General features: G+C 60.4%; 21 protein-coding genes. 15 read left to right on the forward strand and 6 right to left on the reverse strand.

Annotated features, from left to right (window positions below; translation table 11 throughout):
- Positions 1-131 precede the first annotated feature (131 nt).
- Positions 132-1,445 carry a response regulator c-di-GMP phosphodiesterase, NosR family gene (nosR, locus tag ACWHXD_RS06130; protein ID WP_032893347.1) on the forward strand — a complete coding sequence of 438 codons (1,314 nt, stop codon included), beginning with the start codon at positions 132-134 and terminating at the stop codon, positions 1,443-1,445.
- Here the strand turns inward: nosR and ACWHXD_RS06135 are convergent, their stop codons facing one another.
- Positions 1,446-5,630, reverse strand: coding sequence for a dermonecrotic toxin domain-containing protein (locus tag ACWHXD_RS06135; RefSeq protein WP_138761389.1), 4,185 nt, complete (start codon positions 5,628-5,630; stop codon positions 1,446-1,448).
- 197 nt (positions 5,631-5,827) lie between these two features.
- Here ACWHXD_RS06135 and ACWHXD_RS06140 point away from each other — a divergent pair, with 197 nt between their 5' ends.
- Positions 5,828-6,238 carry an NUDIX hydrolase gene (locus tag ACWHXD_RS06140; RefSeq protein ID WP_044274720.1) on the forward strand — a complete coding sequence of 137 codons (411 nt, stop codon included), beginning with the start codon at positions 5,828-5,830 and terminating at the stop codon, positions 6,236-6,238.
- Positions 6,235-6,735, forward strand: coding sequence for a GNAT family N-acetyltransferase (locus ACWHXD_RS06145; protein WP_138761390.1), 501 nt, complete (start codon positions 6,235-6,237; stop codon positions 6,733-6,735). Before ACWHXD_RS06140 ends, ACWHXD_RS06145 begins: the two co-directional genes overlap by 4 nt.
- 4 nt (positions 6,736-6,739) lie before the next feature.
- Here ACWHXD_RS06145 and metR read toward each other — a convergent pair whose 3' ends face one another.
- The gene (metR, locus tag ACWHXD_RS06150) at positions 6,740-7,657 is read right to left on the reverse strand and encodes a transcriptional regulator MetR (RefSeq protein WP_003188924.1); all 918 of its coding nucleotides are present in this window, start codon (positions 7,655-7,657) and stop codon (positions 6,740-6,742) included.
- 182 nt (positions 7,658-7,839) lie between these two features.
- Here metR and ACWHXD_RS06155 point away from each other — a divergent pair, with 182 nt between their 5' ends.
- The 6 genes from ACWHXD_RS06155 (at position 7,840) to ACWHXD_RS06180 (ending at position 13,610) form a co-directional block, all read left to right on the forward strand.
- Positions 7,840-8,859: an alpha/beta fold hydrolase gene (locus tag ACWHXD_RS06155; protein ID WP_034126527.1), complete on the forward strand. Its 1,020-nt coding sequence runs from the start codon at positions 7,840-7,842 to the stop codon at positions 8,857-8,859.
- Between the two features lie 54 nt (positions 8,860-8,913).
- Positions 8,914-9,567 carry a DsbA family oxidoreductase gene (locus ACWHXD_RS06160; protein WP_138761391.1) on the forward strand — a complete coding sequence of 218 codons (654 nt, stop codon included), beginning with the start codon at positions 8,914-8,916 and terminating at the stop codon, positions 9,565-9,567.
- A gap of 542 nt (positions 9,568-10,109) precedes the next feature.
- Positions 10,110-11,411 (forward strand): IS4 family transposase, encoded by a 1,302-nt coding sequence (locus ACWHXD_RS06165; RefSeq protein WP_098952559.1) that lies wholly within the window; start codon positions 10,110-10,112, stop codon positions 11,409-11,411.
- 500 nt (positions 11,412-11,911) lie between these two features.
- Positions 11,912-12,832, forward strand: coding sequence for an arginase family protein (locus ACWHXD_RS06170; RefSeq protein WP_138761392.1), 921 nt, complete (start codon positions 11,912-11,914; stop codon positions 12,830-12,832).
- On the forward strand, positions 12,829-13,209 hold the full coding sequence (locus ACWHXD_RS06175; RefSeq protein ID WP_003188930.1) for a DMT family transporter: 381 nt from the start codon (positions 12,829-12,831) through the stop codon (positions 13,207-13,209). Before ACWHXD_RS06170 ends, ACWHXD_RS06175 begins: the two co-directional genes overlap by 4 nt.
- Positions 13,206-13,610: an EamA family transporter gene (locus ACWHXD_RS06180; RefSeq protein ID WP_014717122.1), complete on the forward strand. Its 405-nt coding sequence runs from the start codon at positions 13,206-13,208 to the stop codon at positions 13,608-13,610. The genes ACWHXD_RS06175 and ACWHXD_RS06180 overlap by 4 nt, the downstream gene beginning before the upstream one ends.
- Before the next feature lie 134 nt (positions 13,611-13,744).
- Here ACWHXD_RS06180 and ACWHXD_RS06185 read toward each other — a convergent pair whose 3' ends face one another.
- Positions 13,745-14,515 (reverse strand): MipA/OmpV family protein, encoded by a 771-nt coding sequence (locus ACWHXD_RS06185; RefSeq protein ID WP_138761393.1) that lies wholly within the window; start codon positions 14,513-14,515, stop codon positions 13,745-13,747.
- Positions 14,516-14,756: 241 nt separating this feature from the next.
- On the opposite strand from ACWHXD_RS06185, the gene ACWHXD_RS06190 reads away from it, so the two are divergent.
- From ACWHXD_RS06190 to ACWHXD_RS06215, 6 genes are all read left to right on the forward strand, one after another.
- The gene (locus tag ACWHXD_RS06190; RefSeq protein WP_044272140.1) at positions 14,757-15,461 is read left to right on the forward strand and encodes an MtnX-like HAD-IB family phosphatase; all 705 of its coding nucleotides are present in this window, start codon (positions 14,757-14,759) and stop codon (positions 15,459-15,461) included.
- Positions 15,454-16,848 (forward strand): aspartate aminotransferase family protein, encoded by a 1,395-nt coding sequence (locus ACWHXD_RS06195; protein ID WP_032893337.1) that lies wholly within the window; start codon positions 15,454-15,456, stop codon positions 16,846-16,848. The genes ACWHXD_RS06190 and ACWHXD_RS06195 overlap by 8 nt, the downstream gene beginning before the upstream one ends.
- Positions 16,845-17,693: an alpha/beta hydrolase gene (locus ACWHXD_RS06200; protein ID WP_060766183.1), complete on the forward strand. Its 849-nt coding sequence runs from the start codon at positions 16,845-16,847 to the stop codon at positions 17,691-17,693. Before ACWHXD_RS06195 ends, ACWHXD_RS06200 begins: the two co-directional genes overlap by 4 nt.
- Before the next feature lie 136 nt (positions 17,694-17,829).
- Positions 17,830-18,954: a GNAT family N-acetyltransferase gene (locus ACWHXD_RS06205; protein ID WP_138761394.1), complete on the forward strand. Its 1,125-nt coding sequence runs from the start codon at positions 17,830-17,832 to the stop codon at positions 18,952-18,954.
- Positions 18,954-20,732, forward strand: a complete 1,779-nt coding sequence (locus ACWHXD_RS06210; protein WP_032893334.1) for a sensor histidine kinase — start codon at positions 18,954-18,956, stop codon at positions 20,730-20,732. The genes ACWHXD_RS06205 and ACWHXD_RS06210 overlap by 1 nt, the downstream gene beginning before the upstream one ends.
- The gene (locus ACWHXD_RS06215) at positions 20,722-22,119 is read left to right on the forward strand and encodes a sigma-54-dependent transcriptional regulator (protein WP_014717128.1); all 1,398 of its coding nucleotides are present in this window, start codon (positions 20,722-20,724) and stop codon (positions 22,117-22,119) included. Before ACWHXD_RS06210 ends, ACWHXD_RS06215 begins: the two co-directional genes overlap by 11 nt.
- Positions 22,120-22,703: 584 nt before the next feature.
- Here ACWHXD_RS06215 and ACWHXD_RS06220 read toward each other — a convergent pair.
- Genes ACWHXD_RS06220 through aauS form a run of 3 tightly spaced genes read right to left on the reverse strand, consistent with a single transcriptional unit; the run spans position 22,704 to position 26,277 of the window.
- Entirely contained in the window at positions 22,704-23,042 is a 339-nt protein-coding gene (locus ACWHXD_RS06220; protein ID WP_032893333.1) for a GlpM family protein, read from the reverse strand.
- Entirely contained in the window at positions 23,042-24,379 is a 1,338-nt protein-coding gene (gene aauR / locus ACWHXD_RS06225; RefSeq protein ID WP_138761395.1) for a two-component response regulator AauR, read from the reverse strand. The genes ACWHXD_RS06220 and aauR overlap by 1 nt, the downstream gene beginning before the upstream one ends.
- Positions 24,376-26,277, reverse strand: coding sequence for a two-component sensor histidine kinase AauS (gene aauS, locus ACWHXD_RS06230; RefSeq protein WP_098949447.1), 1,902 nt, complete (start codon positions 26,275-26,277; stop codon positions 24,376-24,378). Before aauS ends, aauR begins: the two co-directional genes overlap by 4 nt.
- Between the last annotated feature and the right edge of the window lie 94 nt (positions 26,278-26,371).

Raw genomic sequence — 26,371 nt, forward strand, 5'->3', positions numbered from 1 at the left:
GGCGCGAGTATGCAATGCAGCATAGTTGAGTTCCCTTGATATCGACGGCCAGTTGGCGTCAAATCAATCGCGCTTTGTATTGCGCGGATTCAATTCAGCTTAACTTCGTTTAATTTGAAGGCAGAGTCGCCATGGATGAACAACTCGCTACGAAGTCCGCTGTTTTGCTGGTCGACGATGAAGAGTCGATCCTTAACAGCCTGCGCCGCCTGTTGCGCGGCCAGCCCTATGACGTGGTATTGGCCACCAGCGGCGCCCAGGCGCTGGAGATCATGGCGACCCGGCCCATCGATCTGGTGATGAGCGATGCGCGCATGCCCGGCATGGACGGCGCCACGCTGCTGGCCGAGGTTCACCGCTTGTATCCCGCCACCAGCCGTATCCTGCTCACCGGTTACGCCGACCTCACCACCATCATCAAGGCGATCAACGACGGGCAGATCCACCGCTACATCAGCAAACCCTGGAATGACGAGGAGTTGCAGCTGGTGTTGCAGCAAACCCTTGAGCACCAACGCCTTGAACGCCTGGCCCGAGACCAGACCGAACAGCTCAAGCTGCTCAACGCCACCCTGGAAAAACGCGTGGCGGCGCGTACCGCCGAATTACAACAAACCGCCGACATGCTCGACCTGGCCTACGACGAGCTCAAGCGCAGCTACGTGACCGGCACCGAAGTGTTTTCGCTGCTGGCCAACCTGCGCTTGCCCAAAGACAAACAGACCAACCGCGCGTTGATCGAGTTGATCCGCGTGTACTGCGCCGCCCAGTCCATGGACGAAGCCAGCACCCGCGACCTGACCATGGCCGCCGCGTTGTACAACATCGGCAAGTTGAGCTGGACCGACAGCATGATGGTTGCACCGTCGGACAAACTGCATAGCACCGACCGTGGCTTGTACCGTGAGTATCCGGGGCAGAGCGAGTCGCTGCTGATGACCCTGGAGCCGATGAAGGACGCGGCGCGGATCATTCGTCATCACCAGGAACGCTGGGACGGCACGGGATTTCCCGACCACCTCAAGGGCGATACGATCCCGCCCGGTTCACGGCTGCTGAAGCTGGCGGTGGACTTTATCGAATTGCAAAAAGGCCTGATCCTGGAGCGGCACCTCAACAGCGACGAAGCGCTGTTGTATATCCGCAAGTACGCCGGGCGCCTGTATGACCCGGCGTTGGTGGAAGATTTTGTGCAAGCCTGCGCAACCTTCCTCAGCGACGTGACCCTGGGCGATCCTACGGTCAAAGTCCTCACCACCCGTGAGCTTGAGGCCGGTATGGTGCTGGCCCGCAACCTCAACGCCGATAACGGCATGCTGCTGCTCAATGCCGGCAAGGTGCTGAACTTGCCGCTGGTGGACAAGCTGATCGCGTTCGAGGCCATGGAGGGCGCCAAGTACAGCGTGTTTATCAAGACGCCCGACGAGGTGTCGCCACTCCTGTAGCTATACGCCCCAGGCTACGTGCTTGCTGCCGTGGTAATCAAAGATGCCCCTGATGATGTAGACATCTTTGCCACCTTCTTTGCCGTTCTGTTCAATTGCCACGCGCCAAAGACCGCGGCCCGAGCCGGCCTGTACTTGGGGTAAATCGACATAGGTGTAGTTGCCTATTCGCTTGCGGCTGAGACGTCCGGCTTGGATATCCTGGGTGATTTGCTCAAGTTTGGCCGTGGCGGGGGCGGGCATGAGTTTTTTCTGGGTGTGCGCCAGATCATCGAGCTTCACGATGTTGATGTGCGGATCGCGAGTGGGTAGGGGCAGGACATCCGGGGCTGGGGGCACGGACGGCTCTGGCCTTTGGCCTCGGGTTGGAGGGCGGGGTTGCTCAAACTCCAAGGGTGTAGAGAATTTGGGCAGGGCTTTTTCAAATGCTGTGACGTCTTTGCTGTCCACCATGGCTATGCCAGCGTCTGCCCCGTGCTGGCCTCGGGACAGGGCGATATAGGGAACGCCGGATTTTTTGAAATCCTCTGAAAAGGAGGTGACTTGAAGCCTGGTCATTTTCGCCTTGAAGGTATCCTTCATGAAGGCATCCAGGGTGCTTTTTGTCTCAGGCAGCAACAAGAATCGGCGTATCGCCTGCTGGTGTGTAATTCCTTGATCGGAGGCGAGTTGATTAATACGTCGTAGGTGTTCGGGCTTGTTTGCAAACACCGTCAGTGCAGCCTCTCGCCAAGTAGAAAGTTCATATTTTGCCGCGAATTTATCCATCGCGGTCTGATGTTTATTCGTGATGGCATACCCGACAAATTGTGCCTCTGTATCGGGGTCGAGAACGGCAATCGATGTTCTGATTTGTTTGTCTAAATTGTCGTTTTTGCCAATGAGCCTTTTGACTTTCTTAAACAGTTCCTCCTTGTCCAGCGCAGACAGATGTTGCGCAAAATGATGGGTCGACAGGTGTATATGTTCAAGCGTGGCCAGTTCGGACCGCAGGTTTAACACGCTATTGCGCAATCTCTCTTGGTGGGTCCGGCTCAGGCTTTTCGGGTTCGATACCCAGCGGCGAAATTCAGCTTCATCCAGGGGGCCGAGCTGTTGTCGGGCGTGAGTGATCAAGTTGAGTTTCAGGGCCGCGTCGGTTTGTTCTATGACGCGCTCGAAATCGCGCATTTCCCCTTCTGTTGCGAAAAGCCGCATGGCCGCGATCATGTCCGCGTCCACTTGCTGTTCAGGGGTCAGAGAACGCAGGGCGCCCAGAACGGAACCTCCGCCTACAGCATTTCGTTCGAAACGGGGCTTCCAGCTCTTTGCGTCTCCTGGCACGACCATAAAATCCACCTGGTTACCGGCCGGGTCTTTTACATAGCGTGCGCCGTCCTCTACATAGGACTGATACAAATGATAGCGGCCTGTAGCGTCGCGCATCGCGATGAACTGGTTATTGTGTTTATCAAAAAAACACGGTGCGCTGCCCGACCGGCGCAACAGACGGTATCGGTGGGTGCGGGCAAACTCAGCGACGTCAAAGTGCGGTGTTATCTGCTCAGGCAGCCGATACGGGGCCGCATTGACCCAGGCGGGTTCCAGCGGGCGGACTGAAGCACCGGTCTGTACGATGCCGATGTTCCTGCCCGTACCGACTTTACTGGCCAGTCCCGGAATGCGCCGCCCAAGCTGTTTGGCCACGTCTAACCCACGGTTGATACCTCGACGCAAAAACGACAGGGCGGTTTTGCCGGGTATCAGCCCGAGCAGAAAGTCAGCTGCGTCCACTCCAAACATAAAGGCGTTCACCGCCGACTCGCGGAAAATTTGCGCATTGCTCCGTGAACGGTAATCGGCGTGCGCGAGCTGAAAACCCAGTTGCGCCGAATACAGGTAGGCGTGGAAATTACCGGTTATCGGGGTCAAGGTGTAGCGGTACACACTGCGCGTATCGTTGAGGATCCGCGTTATCTCGGTCGTATCCTTTGTGGCCATTTGGGAGCTGAAGTAGGTCTGCCATTCGGGTTTTGCTTTCAGCGTGTCCAGCTCTGCCAACCCGTTGACCAGTTCCCTGAAGGGCCCGCCATCTGGCGCATCCGGGGTATACAGCACACTGACCCCATCAGGCTTGGTGCCTTTTCGATGAATGACCAGGACGCGATGCATGACCTGTCCGCCTTGACCCCTTTCCTGCGCGGCACCCAATACCAGTAGGTTGACCTCTATCTCGAACTCGCTGACCCGGGGCCGGGTAGTTGAGTCGGGGTGCTCGGTAACTGCCTTTATCCAGTCAAGCCCACTGCCTGGCGTCTTGAATGTAAACAGCTTGGCGGCGTCAGGGTTGAGACGGCTCTCAAGGGCGTCCTTGTTCATTCTTGCCGCGTTGGCGCGCTGCCAGGCTGCCGCAAAGGTGCTTGTCCCGCCGCTCTGCGAGAAGGCTGAGCGCAGGTACGTATCGTATTTTTGGCCAATGTCAGCCTCTGTGGCGAGGGCACGCAAATCGTCGTTCCCGAGTTTTCCGTGATGGTTGCCGGCCGTGTCGACGATGTTGACGGTAGCGCTGATTATTCTGTGTATGCCATGCACCGACCAAGGGTCGACATTACGTTGGGTGTAATTTCCCAGTGTGCGCAAATCCACCACGGCTTGGGTACGCCAGGTGCCCCACATAAGTTTTTGGCCCGGCAGGCACTGCGGGATATGGATCTTGCGGTCTTCGCTGATGTAGACAAGGGTGGCCGCCTCGTTACGATACCCCGTCACCTCGGCGGACCGGGAGGACGTTGTCACGCGCAGATGAACCAGGCTTCTATAAGGGTCAATATCCACATTGGCATACGCAGGTTTCTGTTTTTTCAGCACCCGGTCGGTCTCCTGCTGGGAGAACGCTTCCAGTGTCAAGATCCTCTCAAGATGAGGCGCAAGCTCTTCATTGCTGTCAATCAGTTCCTGCTCCAGTTGCCTGTACCGGGCCTGGTCTTGCTCGTTGGAGGCTTTCAACCATGCGGGTTCGGTCGTCAACAAGCGTAGGGTGCGTGCCATAAAGGCATTCGCGACATCCAACTGTGGCGTCAGGTCTGCGGCCAGGTCGAGTTCGCCTGTGGTGGGTAAGGGCTCCCTGTGCAAGCTATTGCGGACAGAGAAATGTTGCCTGACTCGCAATGCGCGAACACTGTCAGCAATCACGTCAGCGTGTATCGGTGACGGGGCCGTCGTCAGTACGGGCAAGCCGTTCAGCGCGGCGCGGGCGGCCGTCGGCAGGCTTGCGATCAATAGCTTGCCTGCCGCTGAGCCGTCTTGTATGCGGGTTGCGACGGTGTGATTCAAGCGCGCCAGGTTTTCAAACTCCTCAAACTCCTCGCTTGGGCTATAGAGCATCACTTTGCCCGTCAGAGGGTTCGTGCCCGTGGGGGCCAGAATGAATGCGCCGGCGAATTCACTCCCATCCTCCAGTGCCAGCCGGTACACCGTGGGCCTGTTGTCGAGGGTAAACACCTGATTACGTGCCGCAGCACTTGGGTACTTGAGCACGTTCTGCGCCAGCGTTTGTGCATGCGCCGACAACGTGCCGTCCACCGAGCGCAATGCCAGTTGATGGGCCAGCACTTGTCGTCGCAGTGCGACCAATTGCCCCTCCGTGTCGGCTTGGGAGGGCTCGCCAGTCCCCCAGAATGTATTCAGGCTCAAGGTGATGGCAATTTCCAGCCTGGCGGCCAGGGTTGTCATCGAGGCAGTGGGAGAGAGGCGTTTATCGGCGTCCAGGGTGTTGCATTCGCGGTAGAAGGCGCCGCTCTCTTCGGTCAGATAAGACGCTGCGCCAGGCGCGCGTAAGGTGGCCAGCAGCGAGCCCAGTGGTTCGCAGGACAGCAGGTGCTTTTGCCCTTTCTGGTCTTCGCGATAGCGAGTGAAAAAAATCTGGTTGGGATTGATGGGCAGATGTACATCGGGAAAGATGTCGGCCAATTGCTGCTGGTACACACGGCCGACACTCGGCTGTCGCCCTACCAGCTCAGAGGTCTGTGCATTGAGTTTGTCGAGCTCACGGGTGAGGTGAGCCAGCTGTTCTTCGGCAGAAAGTGAAGCCGGCGGCACGACCGCAAGCGTCATCGGTTGCACGGTAGTGGTTGACGTGCTGTCGGCCGGCAGCGGTTGCGGTTCGTCAGTGGATGATTCTTTGAGGGCAGGCAATGAATTGTGCATGAGTAAACTCTTATAAAAGGGCACGGCGCATCGAGGTGCAGCGAGCCCTGCTGAATATGAGTTTGCGAGTTTAGGGTGGCCGAAACTGGACCCTGCGGTGTATGTATGTCGGAAAAAATCGCCCTGCGCGCGCGAGTTGCGTGTGCAGAATGCGCGTGGGATCCTTGGCCGCTTTTCAATCCCAGAGAGGGCGTTCCATGTCCAAGACTATCCGCATTGCAGCCGCGCTGTTGATCCGTGGCGACGGTCAAACCCTGCTGGTGCGCAAGCGCGATACCCTGGCTTTCATGCAACCGGGAGGCAAGATCGACGCCGGCGAGCAACCTGCCGAGGCGCTCGTCCGTGAGCTGCGCGAGGAGCTGAACCTGCGCATTGACCCGAGCGAAGCCGTCTATCTTGGCCAGTTCTCGGCGCCCGCGGCCAACGAGCCGGGCTTTACCGTACAGGCCGAGCTGTTCAAGGTGCAGATCGACGTTGCCGTCACCCCCGCTGCAGAGATTGAAGAGGTGCGCTGGATCGATCCCATGGCCGAAGGTGACTTGCACCTGGCGCCGTTGACGCACGATTTGATCCTGCCGTTCTATCGCGATGGGCTGGCTACCGCATGATGATTCGCCCGCTGGACACTGACGATGCGCAAGCCTATCGCGCGCTGATGCTCGAGGCTTACGGCGCTTATCCCCAGGCGTTCACCTCCAGCGTGGCCGAGCGTGCTTCGATGCCCTTGAGTTGGTGGGAAAAACGCCTCGGCAGCCCCCTGGACCGGCTGTTTGGCGCCGTCGACGGCGATCAGTTGGCAGGTATTGTTGGGCTTGCATTCGAGCCGCGGGAAAAGGCCCGGCACAAGGTCACCTTGTTCGGCATGTACGTGACCGAGGCTTATCAACAGCAGGGGCTGGGGCGGCAACTGGTGCAAGCCGCACTGGAAGAAGCCCGTCGCCACCCGCGCCTCAAACTGATCCAACTGACCGTCACCGCTGGCAATGACGCCGCCTTTGCGCTCTACCAGCGCTGCGGTTTCATTCAATACGGCCTCGAGCCGTTGGCCGTGCGGGTTGGCGTCGAATACTTCGACAAGATCCACATGTGGCGTGAGCTACGTTGATCGCTCAACGCACCGCGCTGACGCCATCCAGCGTGGAAAACGAGGTGTCCTTGGCCGTCAGCAAAAAGTCGCGCATATAAGGCGCATCCAGCATGTCGGCCCGAATGCCCGCATACAACGTTGCAAACAACCCTTTCTCGCCCAACCGCTTGGCCTTCACATACCCGCGTGAGCTGTATTCATGCAGCGCCCAGTGGGGCATGCCGCACACCCCACGGCCGCTGGCCACCAGTTGCATCATCATCACCGTCAGCTCCGAAGTCCGTACCTGGGCCGGTTCGACGTCGGCCGGTTCCAGGAAGCGGGTGAAGATGTCCAGGCGGTCACGTTCCACCGGGTAGGTGATCAGGGTTTCGGTCAGCAGGTCTTCGGGCACGATGTAGGACTTGTTCGCCAGCGCGTGTTGGTTGGCCACCGCCAGCATAGCTTCGTAGGTGAACAGCGGCACGTAGGTGATGCCTGGCAGTTCCAGCGGGTCGGAAGTCACCACCAGGTCCAGGTCACCACGGGCCAGGGCCGGCAGCGGCGCGAAGGCAAAGCCCGAGGCCAGGTCCAACTCGACTTCCGGCCAGGCATCGCGGAACTGGTCGATGGTCGGCATCAGCCACTGGAAGCAACTGTGGCATTCGATTGCCATGTGCAAGCGCCCGGCGGTGCCGCCGGCCAGCCGCGCAATATCGCGCTCGGCACCGCGCAGCAACGGCAGGGTGGCGTCGGCCAATTGCAGCAGGCGCAGGCCGGCGCTGGTGAAGCGCACCGGTTTGGTCTTGCGCACGAACAGCGGCATGCCCAGGCGCTCTTCCAGCTCTTTGAACTGGTGGGAGAGGGCGGACTGGGTCAAGTGCAGGCGCTCAGCGGCTTCCACCAGGCTGTCGGCTTCGCGCAAGGCGTGCAGGGTTTTCAAGTGACGGATTTCGAGCACAGGCGCTCCATGAAGAAAATTTGCGACGAAAACGGATTGCTTGATTTTGTCTCATGTTGTGGGGCGTGTCGACCACGACCACTGGGCACTCTTCATCAAACTGTCATCGAACTGTGGCAGCGCGCTTGAACAAACTTCATCAGACTCGCGCTCTACTGGGGTTCTGCGTTTTGGTGTTTTTCATGCGTGCGTTGTTTTTAGTGGCCGCTCTCCTGTTCGGCCTGCCGTCCTTTGCGGCTTCTCGATGTGATGTCAATGTCCCGACCCAAACGGTCGACCTGGCTCAGGTGAGCATCGCCTATCAAAGTATCGGCCGTGCCTCCGACCCTGCGTTGCTGCTGGTGATGGGCCTGGGCGGGCAGCTGATTCACTGGCCGGATGAAGTGGTGGTGGCTTTGTGTGAGCAAGGCTTTCGGGTGATTCGCTACGACAACCGTGACGTCGGCCTGTCCACCTGGCGGCAGGCGCCGGCGAGCGCCAACCTGACCTTCGAAGTGCTGCGCTACAAGCTCGGCCTGCCGGTGGCGGCGCCCTATACCTTGACCGATATGGCCGACGACGCCCTGGGCTTGATGGATGCGTTGCAGGTGCAGCAGTTTCACGTACTCGGCGCGAGTATGGGCGGCATGATCGCCCAACACCTGGCGGCCATGGCGCCTCAGCGCGTGGAAAGCCTGACCCTGATCATGACCAGCTCCGGCGCCGAGGGCCTGCCCGCGCCGAACGCGGCGCTGGTGCAATTGCTGTCGCGGCGCAGCGCGCCCAACCGTGAGGTGGCGCTGGAGCAACAGGCGGATTTGCTCGCGGCATTGGGCAGCCCGGATATCAAGGACGATCGCCAGGCGTTGCTGCACCAGGCGGCGCTGTCCTATGACCGTGCCTTCAACCCCGAAGGCGTGAAGCGTCAGATCATGGCGATCCTGGCCGAGCCAAGCCGTGTGCCCTTGCTCAACCAACTGCGTGTGCCTGCGCTGGTGGTGCATGGCACCGCCGACCCGTTGTTGCCGGTGATGCACGGCGTGCACCTGGCCGCGCATATCCAGGGCAGCCAGTTGAAATTGATTCCCGGCCTGGCCCACCGTTTTCAGGAAGCGTTCAAGGCGCCCTTGCTGGCGGCGGTGTTGCCCTACCTGCAAGCCCATCGCCAGGATGCCGCGCACTGGGCGCAGATCGATTTGAGCGAGCCTTCGAAGGTGCTGTGAAGGTGGTGTATCGTGCAACCTTTATGCGCATGATTGCCCGCGAGGTTGCCTACCATGAGTACTCCCCTGAAAATCGATTTCGTCAGCGACGTATCCTGCCCTTGGTGCATCATCGGCCTGCGCGGCTTGACCGAAGCCCTCGACCAGCTCGGCAGCGAAGTGCAGGCCGAGATTCATTTCCAGCCGTTTGAACTGAACCCGAACATGCCCGCCGAAGGTCAGAACATCGTCGAGCACATCACCGAAAAGTACGGCTCCACGGCTGAAGAGTCCCAGGCCAACCGTGCGCGTATCCGTGACATGGGCGCCGCGTTGGGCTTTGCTTTTCGCACCGACGGCCAGAGCCGTATCTACAACACCTTCGACGCGCACCGTCTGTTGCACTGGGCCGGGTTGGAAGGTTTGCAGTACAACCTCAAGGAAGCGCTGTTCAAGGCGTATTTCAGCGATGGCAAGGACCCTTCCGACCACGCGACCCTGGCGATCATTGCCGAGAGCGTCGGGCTGGACATTGCGCGCGCCGCCGAGATTCTGGCCAGCGATGAATACGCCGCCGAGGTCCGCGAGCAGGAGCAGCTGTGGGTTTCCCGTGGGGTGAGTTCGGTGCCGACCATTGTCTTCAATGACCAATATGCGGTGAGCGGTGGGCAGCCGGCTGAAGCCTTCGTGGGCGCGATTCGCCAGATCATCAACGAATCGAGATCCTGAGGCCGAGCACGGAGCAAAATGTGGGAGCTGGCTGTCAGTTGCAAATGAGGTGGCTGATACACCGCCATCGCAGCATAGGTATCTACACAGCTTTGGTGTGATGCTGGACCTGTGGCGAGGGAGCTTGCTCCCGTGACGGCCTGACAGCCGGCGCTTCTCTACCTGATACCCCACAATCCAACTGTGTGGGAGCTGGCTTGCCTGCGATGGCGGCCTACCAGCCAACGCCTATCTACCTGACCCCCGCGATTCAAATGTGGGAGCTGGCTTGCCTGCGAAGGCGGCCTACCAGCCAACGCCTATCTACCTGACACTCCGCGATCAAACTGTGGGAGCGGGCTTGCTCGCGAAGGCGGCCTGACAGGCGACACAATTGGATTGTGTACATATCCATTGCTGCGGTAACGGCCACCTAGGGTTCCGCTCTGACAGCCATCCCTTTCAAGGTCTTCGGTAAAATCCCCTGAAATTTCATTCAGGGATCCCAAACGATGTGGGCCGATGTTCTAGCGCGTTTCGAGAAAAAAGCACCTGCCAGCGTCATGGCCAAATTGGCGCTGGAACAAGCTATTGCCCCTGAGTGGGTCGATCAGGTCTTCGAAGAACATCGGCAACGGCAGTATTCTCGTGAACTACTGTTCTCGACCATAATCAAGCTGATGTCCCTTGTTTCATTGGGTTTGAAGCCATCCCTGCACGCCGCCGCGCGGCAACTGGAAGATCTCCCTGTCAGCTTGGCGGCGCTTTACGACAAGATCAGTCGTACTGAACCCGCGCTATTGCGCGCTCTGGTCACCGGTAGTGCGCAACGACTGACTCCAACCATCAAAGAACTGGGCTGCACGACGATGCTGCCGGACTGGCAGGTTCGCGTGGTAGACGGCAATCACCTGGCATCCACTGAGAAGCGTCTGGGGGCTTTACGCCAGGAGCGAGGTGCGGCTCGTCCCGGTTTTTCGGTAGTGGTCTACGATCCCGATCTCGATCAGGTCATCGACCTTCAGGCATGTGAGGATGCCTACGCCAGCGAGCGTGTTTGCGTGTTGCCTCTGTTGGCTAATGCTGAACCTGGCCAGGTGTGGCTGGCTGACCGACTCTACTGCACGCTTCCGGTAATGGAAGCTTGTGAGCAGGTCCAGACGTCCTTTGTCATTCGCCAGCAAGCCAAACATCCACGCCTGATTCAAGAGGGTGAGTGGCAAGAACCCGTGCCTGTGGAAACAGGCTCTGTGCGTGAGCAGATCATCCAGGTCAGAGGCGGTTACCAATGTCGGCGCGTCGAACTGACGCTTCATTCGCCAACAGACTCGGGTGACAGCAGCTTGATGTTCTGGAGCAACCTGCCTGAAAGCGTCAGCGCTGAGCAGATCGCGCAACTCTATCGCCGCCGCTGGAGCATTGAAGGTATGTTCCAGCGACTGGAAGCGATCCTGGAAAGTGAAATCGAAACTCTCGGCAGCCCAAAGGCCGCCTTGCTCGGGTTCACTACGGCAGTGTTGGCCTACAACGTCCTGGCCGTACTCAAGCGAAGCGTGGAGCAAGCCCATCGGGAGACCCAGCCTGATGGCTGGGAAGCCTCGATCTATCACTTGGCGGTCCAGGTCAGGAGTGGTTATGAGGGAATGCAGATTGCACTGCCCTCGGAATATCTTCCCGCCATCCCTGTGGAAAAGTTGGCCCAGCGTTTGTTGGAGCTGGCCAGAAACATCCAACCCAAACAAGTTGCGAAAAGCCCCCGCGGCCCCAAGGTGCCTAAACCCAAGACATGGGTGCAAGGCAAGGCGGTGAATGCGCATGTTTCAACGGACAGGGTAATCAAGGCTGCCAAAACGAAAAGACCTTGAAAGGGCTGGCTCTGACAGCGGGTCACTTTTGGAAGGACCCAAAAGTAACCAAAAGGTCCTCGCCCCACCACTCGGCACCTCGCTTGGGCTCGGTGTGCCCGAACACAGTCTTGAATCCGTGGGCCGCCGCCACGCGCCATCCATGGCGCGGGGCGGCTAACCCGGCGTCCTGCCGGGTTACCCACGAATTCAAGCCTGCGTTCGGCCAGCGTGGTTTAACGGGGCGCCTGAGATCAAGATCAAAAGCAGATCAAAAGCAGATCAAAAGCAGATCAAAAGCAGATCAAAAGCAGATCAAGAGCGACTCGCTTCGCATCGTGGTTACCGTTTGCTGTTACAACCCACAAAGTTGTGTAGATACCCATGGCCATCACAGGCAAGCCAGCTCCCACATTCGATCTGTGTGGGCATTAAGAGAAGCGCTGGCCCATCCCTTGCATTACCCCCCTAAAGCCCAACCGGCCTGCGGTTGGGCGCTGCCATTAGGGGTGTAACTTACCTTGAATATTCTTGACCTTGACCACAGCCTCACCGGTCAGGCACCGATTGCCCGGCGTTTGGCCAGCGGTCGGGCCACGCGCCTGGACCTGCTGGACCTGGGCCCGAAATTGCGTTTGTGGTCCACCGAAAAAACCTGGAAGCGTTTCGTCGAGCGCCTGGCCCAACGGCCACGGCCCCGTGACGCGCGCCCGGAAATCCTGTTTGTCGGCTCCGGCGATTATCACCACCTCACGCCGGCATTTTTGGCCGACCTCAAAGAGCCTGTCAGCCTGATCCACTTCGACAACCACCCCGACTGGGTGCGCTTTGCGCCCAAGCGGCACTGCGGTTCGTGGGTCAACCGGGCGTTGAAGATGCCGGCGATCCAACGCATCGTCACCCTCGGCCCGTGCAGTGATGATCTGCATAACCCGCAACTGCGCGGCGGCAATCTTGGCGCCCTCAAGCGCGGGCGTTTGCAGTTGTTTCCCTGGCAGCATCCGCCGTCCAAGGTCTGGGGCCGAGTGGGTGACGGCGCCGGCCACCAGCAACAGGAAAACCACTTGCACTGGCGCAACCTGGCGGACCTGGATTGGGCCGCCTTCCTCGACCAGATGATTGCCAGCCTGCCCACCGAGGCGATCTGGATCACCATCGACAAAGATGTGCTGGCCAGTGAAGACGCCGCCACCAACTGGGACCAGGGCGGCATGCGCCTGACCCATTTGCTCCAGGCTCTGCGGGCATTGGCGGGGGGTAAACGCATCATTGGCATCGACGTTTGCGGTGAGTTCGCTACGCCGGCATTCAGCAACGCGTTCAAGCGCTGGGAGGCCAAGTCCGACCAGCCGCCACCGGAACGCTGGAGCCCGCAAGACTTGCAGCGTAACGCCGCAACCAATGAAGCCTTGATCGACCTGTTTGAGGAGCTGTTCCCGTGACCCTGACCGTGGTGCTGTTACTGGCGTTTTCCATCGTCCTCGATGTGATTGGCCAGCTGTGTTTCAAACTGGGCGTGGACCGTTTGCCGCAACTCGATGGCGGTTTTCGCCTGCGTGCGTTCTGGGGCCAGGTGTTCAATGCGCCGCTGCTGTGGGCCGGCGTCGGCGCCTATGTCATTGAGTTTTTTGTCTGGCTCGAAGCGCTGTCCCGCGCGCCCTTGAGTCTGCTGTTTCCGCTGGCGGCGTTGGCTTATTGCCTGGTGGTGCTGGCGGGCAGGGTGGTGCTCAAGGAAACCGTCAGCCGACGCCGTTGGCTGGGCACGTTGGTGATCACGTTGGGTGTGATGTTGGTAGCAATCGCGGGGAACCAGGCATGACAACGCAAACAATCAATACCGGCTGGCTGCATGGGCGGCTTGGCACCCTGGTGCTGTGGGCACTGCTGATCGCCACAGAAAGCGCTGGGCAGCTATTCACCAAGGTAGCCGGTGATCAATTGGGGCCGATGGACTTCAGTTGGCAATGGCTGGCCGACGTGGCGCGCAACCCGGGAATTCTGGCGGCGATTGCCAGCTATCTGGGTGCGTTTTTTGTGTGGATGCTGATTCTGCGACGTAGCAGTTTGTCCCTGGCGTTTCCGCTGAGTTCGCTGGTGTTTGTGGCCGTATTGCTGGGTTCTTGGCTCGGGCTGGGGGAGCACATCAGCGTGCTGCATTGGGTGGGCGTGGTGGTGATTATCGGTGGTATCGCGCTGTTGGCTGAAGGCGAAGAACACTGAAAGTAGTGCTATGAAGCACAGGCCCAATGTGGGAGCGGGCTTGCCCGCGAATGCGGTGGATCAGTTAAGTATTAGCTGACTGACGCACTGCTTTCGCGAGCAAGCCCGCTCCCACAATTTTGCTCCCGTGTAATTCAGTCGAAGGTGTAGCTGATCGCCGTCTGCACCTGGCCCTGATTCACCTGACCAGCCTCCTTGACGATGCTGCTCTTGGCCGCCGACCCCACCAGGTGTACCCAGCTGGCGCTGGTCAGCAGTGACCAATGGGGCGCCAGGGGAAAGGCGAAGCTCTGGCTCAGCGTCACGTTCTGGAAGCCGCCACTCGCGTTATAAGGCCGCAGGCCTGAAGCGACGGCTTCGTTGTTGTCCACGCCGAAGAAGGTATTGGTCTGGCGCGCATCGGCAAAATGCGCAACCAGGCCACTGCTGCCGATAATCCCGCCACCCACGGGGTAACCCAGTTCACCGCCGATTTTACCCAAGGCGCCGCTCTGGGAGTGCCCGCCGCCCACGGCCTGGCCCAATTGCGCGTAGACCCGCCAGAAATTGGCCGGGGCGTATTGGACGAAACCGCCCACTTCAGCCATGTCCGACACGTTGCGCAGGCCTTGCAACTCACCGTTGGAGGTACGCCCCGCGAGGTAGTTGATATAGGGGCCAGCGGTAAGGCCGTGGGTGTCCAGGGCGCTCCAGGTGAGGCCGTCATCGGTGCTCAGGCTGACGTTGCCCCAATCCAGGTCCAGGTAGGGCACGGGCCGGGTTTCGTAGCGGCTGCCAGTGGGGTCGTGGGGCTGATAGCTGAGGCCCGCGCCCACATCGCCCGTAATGCCCTCTGCCCATGCGGCCCCGCAAAGGCCCCACCCTCCAAGTAAACCGGTGAATACAGCAGCAGCAAGCTTGGACATGGGGACGTTTCCTGAAGGTGGGCAGGCGCGCATGAACGCGCAAACCGACGCGCCTGCGCAAGCACTCATGTTGTTTGTAGCAAGCTACAAAAATTGTAGCTCCTGCGACATATATCGCTGCGCATTTCGCCCAAACCCCCAGCCCTGCGGGCTTTTGGCCAGTTGGCACAGTCCCTGCTCTATCCCTTGGCAAGCGCAGACAGCGCGCTCCTCCAAGGCCCTTTACCTAAAGGAAAGGCAGATGATCAACTGGCATATCGTGTGTGACTTCGACGGGACCATTACCCCCACCGATGTCATCGACAACGTCCTCCAACGCTTCGCCGGCCCCGAGTGGGAAACCATTGAGCAGGAATGGCTGGATGGGCATATCGGTTCACGCGAATGCCTGAGCCGCCAACTGGCGCTGATCAAGGCCACCCCGGCTGAACTGCTGGCGTACTTCGACAGCGTCGAGATCGACCCGGACTTCCCGGACTTTGTCGATCACGTCATGGGCCTGGGTGCCTCCATCGAAGTGGTCAGCGACGGCATCGAGCAGGGCATTGCCCGCATCCTTTCGCGCAACTACGTGACTTTGTTGCCGATCCTCGCCAACCGCCTGCGCCAGGTCGACCAGGACAGCTGGCGCATCGATTTCCCGTATGCCAGCGATGCCTGCCGCGCCGCTTCGGGCAACTGCAAGTGCAAATCCACGCCGCGCAACAAGCGCGTGCTGGTGATCGGCGACGGCAAGTCCGACATGTGCGTGGCCTCCACCGCCGACTTCGTGTTCGCCAAGGGCAGCCTCGCCGACTACTGCGTCGCCCACCAGATTCCTCATGCGCGCTTCGACACCTTTGCGCAAGTGCCGGCGTTGCTGGCCAAGCTGCCACAAGGCCTCGCTGCCAACGCCACCACCTTCAACACCTCTTCTGACCATCAGGAACTCTTCCATCATGTCTGATATCCGTATCGCTACCGCCGAAGACCAGGTGCTTCTGGATAAAGAAGCCAAGTACTGCTCCTACGGCGACACCGTTCACTACATCGAGCCACCGCGTATCTTCAGCCGCTGCGAAGGCTCCTATGTGTGGGACACCGAAGACCAGGCCTACCTCGACCTGCAAATGTGGTACTCGGCCGTCAACTTCGGCTATGCCAACCCGCGCCTGAATAACGCGCTGAAAAAGCAGATCGACACCCTGCCGCAAATCGCCAGCCAGTACCTGCACAAAGGCAAGATCGAGCTGTCGGAAATGATCGCGGTCGATGCCAAGAACAAGTTCGGTCTCGATGGTCGCGTGCACTTTAACGTCGGCGGCTCGCAGTCCATCGAGGACTCCTTGAAAGTGGTGCGCAACGCCAGCAACGGCAAAAGCCTGATGTTCGCCTTCGAAGGCGGCTACCACGGCCGCACCCTCGGCGCCTCGTCGATCACCTCCAGCTTCCGCTATCGTCGTCGCTACGGCCACTTTGGCGAACGCGCCAATTTCATCCCATTCCCTTACCACTTCCGTGGCCCGAAGGGCATGACCAAGGAAGAGTACGGCAGCCATTGCGTGCAGCAGTTCGCCCGCTTGTTCGAGACCGAATACAACGGTGTCTGGGACCCTAAAACCAACCAGTGCGAATACGCAGCTTTCTATGTCGAGCCGATCCAGGGCACCGGCGGCTACGTGATCCCGCCGATGAACTTCTACCGCGAGCTCAAGCACGTATTGGATCAGCACGGCATTTTGATGGTGTCGGATGAAATCCAGATGGGCTTCTACCGCACCGGCAAGCTCTGGTCGATCGAGCACTTCGACGTCCAACCGGACGTGATCGTGTTCGGCAAGGCGTTGACCAATGGTCTCAACCCATTGGGCGGTATCTGGGCCCGTGAAGAGTTGATCAACCCGAAGGTGTTCCCGCCAGGTTCGACTCACTCCACCTTCGCCTCCAACCCGTTGGGTACCGCGGTGGGCCTGGAAATGTTCAAGATGACCAGCGAAGTCGACTACGGCGCCATGGTCATGGCCAAGGGCAAATACTTCCTGGAAGGCCTGCAAGACTTGCAAAAACGCTTCCCGATCATCGGCGATGTGGACGGCCTGGGCCTGGCGCTGCGCTGCGAGATCTGCGGCCCGGATGGCTTCACCCCGGACAAGGCGACCCTGGACTACATGGTCGAAGAAGGCATGAAAGGCGACATGGTGGTAGACGGCCAGAAACTCGGGTTGATCCTCGACGTGGGCGGTTACTACAAGAACGTGATCACCCTGGCGCCGTCCCTGGAGATCAGCTACCCGGAAATCGACTTGGGCCTGAAGTTGCTGGAGCAACTGCTGGTGCGAGCGACCACGCGGTGAATGCTCAAGGGATCGACCTCGGTGAAGGCACTGCCGGTTTCGTTCTCGGTGATGGTCCGGTCGGGATCCTGTTGATCCACGGCCTGACCGGCACGCCGACCGAGTTGCGCCAGGTCGCCAAGGGCCTGGCCAAGGCGGGCAACTGCACGGTGTATGTGCCGACCCTGGCCGGGCACTGCGGCGACAACAGCGACTTGCAAGCTACGGGGTGGCAGGACTGGTACGAAGGCGTGCGCAACACCTTCGTACAGGTCAAGCAGCGCCACGCCCAGGTGTTTGTCGGTGGCTTGTCCATGGGCGCGGTGATGTCGATGTATGTGGCGTCCGAACACCCAGGGCAAGTTGCCGGGTTGCTGATGTATTCCACCACCTTGAAGTACGACGGTTGGAGCATCAACAAACTGGCGTTTCTCACGCCCTTGCTGATGAAGATTCCGTTCGGCGTGCACATTTGTAGCTTTGAGGAGAAGCCGCCCTACGGCATCAAGAACGAGCGCCTGCGGGCCATTGTCGAGCGGCAGATGAAGGAAGGCGAAAGCAGCGAGGCGGGGTTGCTGACCATGGAAGGCATCACCGTGCGCGAGCTGCACCGCATGAACGCCGTGGTCAAGAAACGCATGCCGCAGATCAAGGTGCCGGCGCTGGTGCTGCATTCCATCGAGGACGACATCACCAGCCGCTGGAACGCCGATTACGTAGAGCGCCACCTCGGCGGGCCGGTGACCAAGATCCTGCTGGACAACTGCTACCACATGATCACGGTCGATTTACAGTACCGGCGGGTGATCGAGTTGAGTGCCAGGTTTGTCGAGCAGCACGCAGTGCAACTCAATCGTGTGGCGTGATTAGTTACTTGTAGGAGCGAGCTTGCTCGCGAAGGTCGTTAACGATAACGCGTACTGCCAGGTTGAACGCGGTGTCTGTTCGGTTTTCGCGAGCAAGCTCGCTCCTACAGTAGAGCGGTGTTGATAAGGAAAAACTGTGATAACCACCCAAGCCTACCCGACCATCCGGGCTATCCAGCGCGATGCCTGGAACGATTGTTTTCCCGGTGCCCTGGAGGATTGGGACTATTACCTGGCCGTGGAAAACGCCGCGATCGATGACTTTCAGTGGCGTTACCTGGCGGTCTTTGAGGACCAAACGCTGGTGGCCGTGGCGGCCGCGTTCGTCACCCATTATCGCCTCGACACCACCGTGTCGGGGGCTGGCAAGCGCTTGACCCAGCGCCTGGAGCGGCTGTGGCCGGGGGCTCTGCAACTGGCCTTGTACGCCATCGGTTCGCCGGTGGCTGAACGCTGTGATGCCGGGGTCGCCAGCCATGTGCCCGAATCCCGGCGCGCGTTGCTGTTGCAGCAGTTACTGGCGGCTGCGCGCAGCGATGCCGATGCGCTCGGTATCGGCTTGCTGGCGGTCAAGGACGCGCCCACCAACGACCCGCATTGGGCCCAGAGCTGCCTTGCCGCAGGTTTTCAAAGCATGCCCAGCTTGCCCACGGGGGTGTTGCCGCTGCCTTATGGCTCGGTGGACGCCTACCTGGGTTCGCTGGGCAAGTCCACGCGTAAGGACCTGCGCCGCAAACTGCGCGCACCGGGGCCGCGGGTCGAGTGGCGGCGTAATATCGACGACGTGCTGCCCGAGGTCATGCGCCTGTATGAAGCCACGCTCGCGCGCGCAGACTTGCAGTTCGAACGCCTGCCCGCCGGTTACTTCACGGGCGTGCTCGAACACCTGCACGAGCGGGCGGTCTGTGTTCTGTACTGGGTGGACGAGCGCCTGGTGGCGTTCAACCTGATCCTGCTGGACGAGCATCGGCTGGTGGACAAGTTCTTTGGCCATGACCTGGAGTTCAGCCGTGAATACAACCTGTACTTCCGCAGCTGGCTGACCAATGTCGACTACTGTATTGAACACCGTATTGCGCTGTACGAGTGCGGCCAGGCCGGGTATGCCAGTAAACTGCGCCTGGGGTGCGAGTTCGAGGGCAACAGCCTGTTCTTCCGTCACCGCAACCGGCTGGTCAACGGCCTGCTCAAGCTTGTAAAACTGTTTATTCGACCGGATCGTTCCGACCCTGCCATGGCTGCTGCGATAAGCGAAACCTGATGATTACCAAGACCCGCCAGAAAGCCCGCCCCTTTGCCATTTCGCGTTGGAGCGTCCAGCGCAAGCTGGTGCTGGCGTTCTGGCTGGTCAGCGTGATTCCCACCATGATCGCGGCTGAACTGGCCGCCACCACGCTGTCGCAGATTTTCGATAGCAACGTGCGGATCTGGCTGCAAGAGTCGACCAAGATCGTCAAGGACGAAATCGGCGACATCCTTCACGACAACGCGCGCATGGCCAAGCTGTTCCTGCGCTACACCAGCCCGCCGTCGTCCAAAAATGCAGAGAAGCATGACCGGCTCACCGCCGACATTGCCGATGCCACCGATATCGACGTGGTCGCGCTGATTCGCACCAGCGACCGCAAAGTGATGTTCAGCACGGCCGCCGATGACATCGTCAGGCAGATCAACCTCACCAGCAACGCGGTGCTGCAAACCGTGCAAGTCGCCGGGGTGAGCACGGGCCTGGTGGTGTCCACCTTCGAAACCAGCCGTGACGGCGTGGATTACCTGTTGCTGGTCGCCACCTACCTGGACAGCAGTTTCCTCACCAGCGTGGCCGATGTGCATTCCCTCGACCTGCGTCTGTACCTGGCCAACCCTGCCGGTTTCTCCGAGATATTTTCCACCCAGCGCTTCGCCAATCACCCCTCGCGCATCCCCAAGAATGTCGAGGCCTATCTGCGCAGTACCAAGCAGCCCAGCGAGCAGTTCACTAACCAGTACAGCGGGCTGTATTGGCCGATTTTCAATGACGCCGGCGAGTTGCAAGGCGTGATCTTCAGCGGCCTGCTACGCCATACCAGCCTGGTGGGGCTGGTGAACCAGAGCAACCTGTTTGTGCTGATCTTCCTGGTCAGCTCGGCGCTGTCACTGGCGGCCGGGTTGTTGGTGTCGCGGCGTCTGACCAAGCCCCTGCGCGATTTGTCCCAGGGCGTGGATGCGGTGATCTCGGGCAGTTATGCGCATCGTGTGGTGGTCAGTGGCGGTGACGAACTGGCGCAATTGAGCAGCACCTTTAACCACATGACCGAACGCCTGGGCGAGTTGCACCACTTGGAAGCCCAACTGCGTCGGCGTGATCGCTTGCATGCCCTGGGTGAAGTCGCCATGGGCCTGGCCCATGAAATTCGCAACCCTTTGGGCATCATCAAGACCGCCACCCAACTGTTGCATCGGCGCGCTGACCTGGCGGAAACCGACAAGCGCCACCTGGAATATGTCATCAGCGAGGTCAGCCGCATCAACGAGCTGATTACTGAGTTCCTCGATTTCGCCAAGCCCAACCCGCCGATACGCGTGCAGCAACCGGCACGCGCCCTGGTGGAAGAAATCCTCGGTTTCTGCGGCCCGGAGCTGAGTAGCCATCGCATTGATGCCCAGATTGACGACCAGGCGCCTGGCGCGACGATCTACGCCGATGCCAAGCAGCTCAAGCAGGCGTGTCTCAACCTGATTCTCAACGCCATCGACGCGATGCCCGACGGCGGGCGCCTGACCCTGGGCATTCGCAGCGTGGGCGACAACACCGTGATCAGCATCGCCGATACCGGCGAGGGCATCCCGGCGGACATGGTCGAGCGCATTTTCACGCCATTCGTCACCACCAAGGCCTCGGGCACGGGCCTGGGCCTGGCCAAAGTCTATTCGATCATGGAAAGTCACGACGGCAGCATCGAATGCGCCAGCGAGAAAGATGCCGGCGCGACCTTCAGCCTGTACATTCCGGCTGACGGTGAAGACGACGGTGAAGATGAGGACGGGCATGACGCATAACGTATTGGTGGTCGACGACGAGCCCAAGCTCTGTGATCTGCTGACCCAGGCCCTGAGCCAGAACGGCATCCAGGTGTTCAGCGCGGGCAATGGCCTGCATGCGCTCAAGGTGCTGGGGGAGGAGGATATCGACCTGGTCATCAGCGACTGGCGCATGCCGGGCATGGACGGGCCGGCGTTGCTGGCCGAGATCAAGGTGCGTTATCCGACTTTGCCGGTGATCGTGATGACGGCCTATAGCACGGTAAAAAATGCCGTGCAGTCGATGCGTAACGGTGCCTATGACTACATTGCCAAGCCGTTCGACATTGACGAACTGGACATCACCGTGGCCAAGGCCCTGCAATTTCGCGACATCATGCGCGACAACGCGCGCATGCGTGCCGAGCTGGACGAACATGCGCAGTTTGACAGCCTGGTGGGCGACAGCCCAGCGTTTCGCCAGGTGCTCCAGGCGGTGGACTCCGTGCGCGACAGCAACGCCACCATCCTGCTGACCGGTGAAAGTGGCACCGGCAAGGAAATGGTCGCCCGCGCCATCCACAAGCATGGCAGCCGTGCCGACCAACCCTTCGTGGCGGTCAATTGCGCGGCCATTCCTGAAGGCCTGCTGGAAAGCGAAATGTTCGGCCATCGCAAAGGCGCGTTCACCGGGGCTGTGGCTGACCGGGTAGGGCGCTTCATGCAGGCCGACAAGGGCACGCTGTTTCTGGATGAAGTCGGTGATATGCCCTTGGCGTTGCAGGCCAAGATTCTGCGCGCCTTGCAGGAGCGGGTTATCGAGCCGGTAGGCGACCCCCGCGAGCGCAAGGTGGATGTACGTGTCATTGCCGCCACCAACAAGAACCTGCTGGATGCGGTGGCGGCCAAGGAGTTTCGCGAAGACCTGTATTACCGCCTCAATGTCTTCCCGATTCCGTTGCCGTCGCTGCGCGAACGCGTGGAAGACATCGCGCCCCTGGCGCGCCACTTCGCCCATACCCTGAGCGCGACCACCGGCAAACGCATCACCGGTTTCAGCCCCGAGGCGTTGCAGGCCATGGCGGCGTATCACTGGCCGGGCAACATCCGCGAGCTGCAAAACTGCGTTGAGCGCGCGACCATCGTGGCGGCTTCATCGGTGATCGAGGATATTGATTTGCCGGGGTATCTGTTTGCTTCCAAACCGAGCGAGGGCGATGTGACCGCGATCCTCAGCGACGGGCCGGGGGTGCCGCGGGATTTGGATGCGGCGCTGGCTGAGGTGGAGAAGGCCTACATTCTTGCGGCGTTGCAGGAGAGCAATGGGGTGCAGGCGGCAGCGGCGCAGCGGATCGGGATTTCCGAACGCAGCTTTTGGTATCGCCTGAAGAAGCTGGGCATTCAGGTAGACAAGATCGTGCGCTGATCTGAGTGTGGGAGCTGGCTTGCCTGCGAAGACGGCCTAGCAGTCAACACAGCTGGACCGGGTACATATCCGTTATTTAGGTAACGGCCACTTAGGGTTCCGCCCTGACGGCGGCTCACTTTTGAAAAGCGCAAAAGTAAGCAAAACGCTCTTGCCCCACCACTCGGCACCTCGCTTAGGCTCGGTGTGCCCGTAATCCGCCAGTGATTTGGGGGGCCGCCGCCACGCGCCATCCATGGCGCGGGGCGGCTAAACCGGCATCCCTGCCGGTTTACCCCCCAAATCACTGTCGAATTCCGGCCAGCGTGGTTTGACGGGGCGCCTAAGATCAAAAGCAGATCAAGAGCGGCTCGCTTCGCATCGTGGTTACCGTCTGCTGCTACAGCCCAAAAGTTGTGTAGATACCTACGGCTATCGCAGGCAAGCCAGCTCCCACATTGGTCATGTACTACCCACAAAATCTGCGCCTGGCACAGATCCCCTGTGGGAGCGGGCTTGCTCGCGAAGACGGTGTGTCAGTCACTGAATCTTTAACTGAACCACCGCTTTCGCAAGCCAGCTCCCACCTGTTTAACCGCGTTGTGTCAGGTGTGGAGGCGTACCCATACGCTGACCAACACCGTCGCGGCCATCAACCAGGCCACGGCGGCGACTGCCAGCGATGCCTCCAACCGCAGCCGATCGACCATCACATACAACGTCGCCAAATACACAAAGTACGGAATGATCGACCACATCCCGAACAGGATCGTGGTCTTCAAGTCCGCGACCGTTCGGCCTTTGCCGACGATGTAGTGGGCGATCAGCGCAAAAGTGGGGAACAGCGGCACCAAGCCTGCGATGTAATAGTTTTTGGTCTTGGCCAGCGCCGCCAGAATCAGCACCACGGCGGCGCCAAGTGCGGCTTTCAAGAACAGATCCATCAGTGACTCAACCCGTATTTCTTGACCTTGTCGAACAGGGTGGTCTTGGCCATCCCCAGTTCCTGGCTGGCCTGGGTCAGGTTGCCGCCGCTGCGTTGCAGGGCATCGTTAAGCAGGTTGCGCTCAAAGGCTTCCACCGCCTCGGTAAAGGCAACCCCTTGGTTGCCGCTGCTGGCGCCGCTTTTCTTGAAGGCGGGCAGGCCCAGGGCGAAGCGTTCGGCGACGTTGCGCAGTTCGCGCACGTTGCCTGGCCAGTCGTGGCTCATCAGGCTGGACAAGGTCTGGTTGTCCAACTCCGGCACGGCGCGGTCGAAGCGTAGCGACGATTGCTGCAGGAAGTGTTCGAACAGTTGCAGGATGTCTTCACGCCGCTCGCGCAGGGGCGGCAGTTCCAGGGTGACCACGTTGAGGCGGTAGTACAGGTCGCTGCGGAACTGGCTGGCGCGGCTCAGTTCGTCGAGGTCGGACTTGGTGGCAGCGATGACCCGGCAATCCACCGCCACGCTCTGGTTCGAACCCAGGCGTTCCAGGGTGCGCTCCTGCAGCACCCGCAGCAGCTTGATCTGCAGGTTGATCGGCATGCTCTCTACTTCATCGAGGAACAGCGTGCCTTGATGGGCATGCTCGATCTTGCCGATGCGACGTTTGCCAGCGCCGGTGAAGGCGTTGGCCTCGTGGCCAAAAATCTCGCTTTCAAACAGGTTTTCCGGCAGGCCACCGCAGTTGAGCGCGACGAACTGGTGGGTGTGGCGCCGGCTGAAATCATGCAGGCAACGCGCGACCAGTTCCTTGCCGGTGCCGGTCTCGCCTTCGATCAGCACGTTGGCCGAAGTGTCGGCGACATTGGCAATCAGTTCGCGCAGGTTCTGCATGGCCGGCGAGCGGCCGATGATGCGGCCTTCCAGCGAGTCGCGCTCGGCCAGTTGCCGGCGTAGCGACCAGACCTCCCGCGCCAGCCCGCGTTGTTCCAGGGCGCGGCGTGCCACGTCCACCAGGCGTTCGGGCGAGAAGGGTTTCTCCATGAAGTCGTAGGCGCCGTTACGCATGGCGCCCACCGCCATGGAGATATCGCCGTGGCCTGTGATCAGCACCACCGGCAGGCTTTTATCCAAGGCCTTGAGGCGGGTCAGCAGTTCCAGGCCATCGATGCCCGGCAAGCGGATGTCGCTGATGACGATGCCGGCAAAGTTTTCGCCGATGCGCTTGAGCGCTTCTTCGGCGCTGCCCACGCCGACGCTGGTAATGTCTTCGAGCGCCAGTGCTTGCTGGCAACCGAGCAGTACATGGGGGTCGTCCTCGACGATCAGGACGGTGAGGTCTTGGGCTTGTGTATTCATGTCGACTCAGCTCGTTGAGCGCCCACCAATGGCAGGTTCAGGACAAAGGCGGTACCACCATTGGCCGGATGTTCCACGGCCAGGCTGCCGCCGGTGGCGGCCGCGAGGCTTGCGGAAAGGGTCAGGCCCAGGCCCAGGCCTTGTTCGCCGGGCTTGGTGGTAAAAAAGGGTTCGAACAAATGCTTGCGCGCCTCGGGGTCGATGCCGTGGCCATTATCACGCACCAGCAGGCGATATTTGCCGTCGCTGCTCTGGCCTTCCAGCCACAGCTGCGGCGCCGCTTGGGCCTGCATCGCATCGAGGGCGTTGCCGATCAGGTTGACCAGGATCTGCTCCAGGCGGGTCTGGTCGATCTGCAGTTGGGCATTGGCAAAGTCACGGTGCACGGTCAACGGCAGGCTGTCCAGGCGCGCGCCGAGCACTTGGAACGCGGCGTCCACGGCTTTGCCGAGGCTGGCTTCGCCCTGGTCGTCACCGCGCCGGGCAAAGGAGCGCAGGCTGGCGGTAATGCGGCCCATGCGGTCGATCAGTTCGTTGATGGTCTTGAGGTTGGTGCTGGCGGTGTCCAGGGCGCCGCGCTCAAGGAAGCGGACGGTGTTGCCCGACAGCGTGCGCAACGCTGCCAGTGGCTGATTCAGTTCGTGGGCGATGCTGGTGGACATCTGGCCAATGGCCGCGAGCTTGCCGGCCTGCACCAGTTCGTCCTGGGCGTGGCGCAGGGTTTCTTCGGCCTGGCGTCGTTCGCGAATCTGGCCCTTGAGCCGTTCGTTGCTGGCGCGCAGGTCGGCGGTGCGTTCGGCAATCCGACGCTCAAGCAGGCTGTTGGCTTCCTGCAAGGCTTCCCGTGCGGCGAGGCGGGTGGCGATGACCTTGCGCCGTTCGTTCCAGGCGATCAGCAGGAAGGCGACCAGGCCAAAGGCGACGGCCACCAGGATGCCTTGGTTGATCGCGGCGCGGCGCAGGTCGTTGAGCGGGGTGAGCAGGGTAAAGTTCCACGGCGTGTCGTTGAGCGGGCGGGTCTGCGCCAGGTAGCTGACGGCGTGCTGGTCGTTGACCACTTCGGTGTTGGCCGGGAAGGTCAGTTTCTCGGTGCCTTCGTTCAGGCGCTCACGGGCCAGGGGTTGCAGTTCATTGAGCGTCGCCCAGTAATATTGCAGGCTGTGGGCCAGGCGGTCCTTGGTGTCATCGCTCAAGGGGCGTACGGCCTTGAGGCGGCGTGCCGGGTCGCTGGAAAGAATAATGATGCCGTTCTCATCGCTCACGAAAGCTTCAAGGCGCGCACGCTGCCAGCGCTCTTCAAGGGCTTCGAGGCGCACCTTGACCACGGCGACGCCGATGATCTTGCCGTGCTCTTCCAGGCCGTGGGCCAGGTAATAGCCGGGCTCGCCGTTGGTGCTGCCGATGCCGTAGAAACGACCGGGCTGGCCGCGTACGGCATTCTGGAAATAGGCGCGAAAGGACAGGTCTTCACCTTGGTAACTGTCGGCATCGCGCCAGTTACTGGTGGCCAGCACGCGGCCGGTGGTGTCCATCACATAGATGGCGCGGCTGCGACTGCGGCGGTTCAGGCCTTCGAGGTAGTCGTTGACCGTCTTGCGGGTTTCCTGGCTCGGGTCGGCGAGCAATTGGGAAACACTGGACTCCAGCTCCAGCAGGCTGGGCAGGTAGGTGTACTTGCTCAGTTCGCTTTCGACGGTACGGGCGTGCAGCTCCAACTGGCGTTCGCCGTTGTCGCTGAGGGTGCGGATGCCGTAGTAGTCACTGACCCAGAAGCCGATATAACCCAGGCCGACCATCAGGGCGATGATCAACGGCGGCAGGAACAGTTGGCGTATCAGACGAGGCTTCACGGCAAGTGATGGCGGCGCGGCGCGATATTGATTGGGGTCGCATTTCATCACAGATGCCTTGGGTCAGCTACTTCTCGCCTGCCAACTGTAGGAGCGAGCTTGCTCGCGAAAAACTCAAGGGCAGCGCGTTAATTCAGGATAC

Source organism: Pseudomonas fjordensis (assembly GCF_976987115.1).

What these genes read in the sequence shown, in the direction of transcription:
- ACWHXD_RS06160 (WP_138761391.1), top strand. Translation starts at nt 8,914, where the DNA reads ATGAGTACTCCCCTGAAAATCGATTTCGTCAGCGACGTATCCTGCCCT.
- nosR (WP_032893347.1), top strand. Translation starts at nt 132, where the DNA reads ATGGATGAACAACTCGCTACGAAGTCCGCTGTTTTGCTGGTCGACGAT.
- ACWHXD_RS06195 (WP_032893337.1), top strand. Translation starts at nt 15,454, where the DNA reads ATGTCTGATATCCGTATCGCTACCGCCGAAGACCAGGTGCTTCTGGAT.
- ACWHXD_RS06140 (WP_044274720.1), top strand. Translation starts at nt 5,828, where the DNA reads ATGTCCAAGACTATCCGCATTGCAGCCGCGCTGTTGATCCGTGGCGAC.
- ACWHXD_RS06210 (WP_032893334.1), top strand. Translation starts at nt 18,954, where the DNA reads ATGATTACCAAGACCCGCCAGAAAGCCCGCCCCTTTGCCATTTCGCGT.
- ACWHXD_RS06190 (WP_044272140.1), top strand. Translation starts at nt 14,757, where the DNA reads ATGATCAACTGGCATATCGTGTGTGACTTCGACGGGACCATTACCCCC.
- ACWHXD_RS06185 (WP_138761393.1), bottom strand. Translation starts at nt 14,515, where the DNA reads ATGTCCAAGCTTGCTGCTGCTGTATTCACCGGTTTACTTGGAGGGTGG.
- ACWHXD_RS06145 (WP_138761390.1), top strand. Translation starts at nt 6,235, where the DNA reads ATGATGATTCGCCCGCTGGACACTGACGATGCGCAAGCCTATCGCGCG.
- aauS (WP_098949447.1), bottom strand. Translation starts at nt 26,277, where the DNA reads ATGAAATGCGACCCCAATCAATATCGCGCCGCGCCGCCATCACTTGCC.
- ACWHXD_RS06135 (WP_138761389.1), bottom strand. Translation starts at nt 5,630, where the DNA reads ATGCACAATTCATTGCCTGCCCTCAAAGAATCATCCACTGACGAACCG.
- aauR (WP_138761395.1), bottom strand. Translation starts at nt 24,379, where the DNA reads ATGAATACACAAGCCCAAGACCTCACCGTCCTGATCGTCGAGGACGAC.
- ACWHXD_RS06155 (WP_034126527.1), top strand. Translation starts at nt 7,840, where the DNA reads ATGCGTGCGTTGTTTTTAGTGGCCGCTCTCCTGTTCGGCCTGCCGTCC.
- ACWHXD_RS06220 (WP_032893333.1), bottom strand. Translation starts at nt 23,042, where the DNA reads ATGGATCTGTTCTTGAAAGCCGCACTTGGCGCCGCCGTGGTGCTGATT.
- ACWHXD_RS06180 (WP_014717122.1), top strand. Translation starts at nt 13,206, where the DNA reads ATGACAACGCAAACAATCAATACCGGCTGGCTGCATGGGCGGCTTGGC.
- ACWHXD_RS06165 (WP_098952559.1), top strand. Translation starts at nt 10,110, where the DNA reads ATGGCCAAATTGGCGCTGGAACAAGCTATTGCCCCTGAGTGGGTCGAT.
- ACWHXD_RS06215 (WP_014717128.1), top strand. Translation starts at nt 20,722, where the DNA reads ATGACGCATAACGTATTGGTGGTCGACGACGAGCCCAAGCTCTGTGAT.